Genomic DNA, 2,044 nt, shown 5'->3' on the forward strand with positions numbered 1-2,044 from the left:
CCCGGTGGTGTTATTAAAATGTTGCTCGATTACGAAAGAAAGGAGGGAGATCCATGTATTCTCTAACATCAGCCAATCGATACTATCTGTACCAGGGCTTTGTTCGTATGAACCTTGGCATCGACGGTTTATTCAAAATTATACGCTTGGAAATGAAGGACTTGTCTCCCGTTTCCGGAGATATATTTTTATTCTTTGGCAAAAACCGACAAAGTGTAAAAATACTGCGTTGGGATGGCGATGGCTTTCTTCTGTACTACAAGCGCCTCGAGGGTGGAAGTTTTGAGTTACCGACATTTAACCCCCATACAGGCAATTACGAGATTTCTTATCAGGTTTTGTCTTTTATCTTAAATGGAGTGTCATTGAAGTCTGTACGGTTGCGAAAACGTTTCAGGATTTAATATAATATGTTGATTGTTAATTATTTGTACTAAGTATATCATCCGATTTATTTGGTCAACTCGTTGATTTTTTATATCTTTATACCATGAAAAAGGATGAGATCATAGAGTTATTGAAGGAACAGATCAAGGGATTACGAGATGACAACAACAGACTCTTGGGGCAAGTAGATGCTTTGATAAAAGAGGTTTCTTCCCTTAAAGAAGCACTCCTTCAAAAAGGCGAATCTCTTAGCAAACAACAGCGCCTTGCTAAGGGGCTCGCCAAACTTGTATCCAACACATCCGAACAGCAACAAGCTCCCCAACCTGCCATGTCCGAAGAAGAGCGGCAGAAGAGAGAAGCTGAAAAAGCAGATAAGCGTAAAGCCAGAAAGAACAATGGTGCCAAACGTGACATGCATTATGAGATGGAGGAAGAAGAACATGTCGTTTATCCTGATGATCCCGATTTTGACATCAATAAAGCCCGGTTGTTTACTACCGCTCCCAGAATATGCGTCCGCTATGAATGTGTACCCATGCGCTTCATCAAGCACGTCTACAAGATACACACCTATACGCAAGACGGTCGCCTGTTTGAGGGAAAAACCCCGGTCTCGGCTTTCTTAAATTCCAGCTATGACGGCTCATTTATTGCCGGATTGATGGAATTACGTTATATACAATCGCTACCTGTTGAAAGAATCATCAACTACTTCGAAGGTCATGGCTTTACGCTGAAGAAACCTACGGCTCATAAGTTGATAGAAAAAGCCTCAGGCCTCTTCGAAAATCTTTATAAGTGTATCCGGCAGACAGCTTTGAGTGATCCTTATAAGGCAGCCGACGAAACCTATTACAAAATACTCGTCCCGGAAAAGAACAGTAAGGGAAAAGGAGTTAGAAAGGGATACCTTTGGGTGGTTGTCGGCATAAACACCAGGATGATATACCTGCTCTATGATGACGGCTCCCGGTCTGAAAGAGTTATTCTTAACGAATTAGGCAGTTGCAAAGGTATCATACAAAGCGATGGCTACTCACCTTACCGGAAGCTCGAAAGCGATGCTTATCCCAATATCACACGCATCCCGTGCTTGCAACATATAAAACGGAAATTTATAGATTGCGGTGAGAATGACCCGGATGCAAAAAGAATCGTGGAGCTGATAAACACTCTTTATCAAAACGAGCATAAGCATAAAGTTGGGGTTGATGGATGGACAGTAGAACAGAATCTTATGCATCGAAAAAAGTATGCGCCGGACATACTCGGAGAAATAAAAGATGTGTTTGATGAAATAGAAGAGCGGGGGGATTTATTACCAAAGAGCGAACTACAAGAAGCTATCACCTATCTTCGCAATGAGTGGAATGCAGTGGTGGACATCTTTAATTATGGTGACACTTACCTGGACAACAATATAGTTGAACGGATGAACCGGTACATATCCTTATCAAGAAAAAACTCATTGTTCTTCGGCAGCCATAAGGGAGCCGAACGAGGCGCCATACTCTACACGATAGCACTCACCTGTAGGATGCATAAAGTGAATCTATTTGAGTATCTCACGGATGTGATAAACAGAACAGCTGAATGGCAACCAAACACACCACTTGAAAAATACAGGGAACTGCTTCCTGACAGATGGGAAAAG

General features: G+C 42.1%; 2 protein-coding genes. Both read left to right on the forward strand.

Annotation, left to right across the window (positions count from 1 at the left end):
- Positions 1–53: 53 nt before the first annotated feature.
- Positions 54–404 (forward strand): IS66 family insertion sequence element accessory protein TnpB, encoded by a 351-nt coding sequence (gene tnpB, locus HMPREF0106_RS28515; protein ID WP_008023397.1) that lies wholly within the window; start codon positions 54–56, stop codon positions 402–404.
- A gap of 86 nt (positions 405–490) precedes the next feature.
- Positions 491–2,044 (forward strand): IS66 family transposase (tnpC, locus tag HMPREF0106_RS28520; RefSeq protein ID WP_009040843.1); only part of this gene is annotated, 1,554 nt, incomplete at its 3' end.

The sequence above is a fragment of the Bacteroides sp. D22 genome (genome assembly GCF_000163675.1).
Lineage (GTDB): Bacteria > Bacteroidota > Bacteroidia > Bacteroidales > Bacteroidaceae > Bacteroides > Bacteroides xylanisolvens.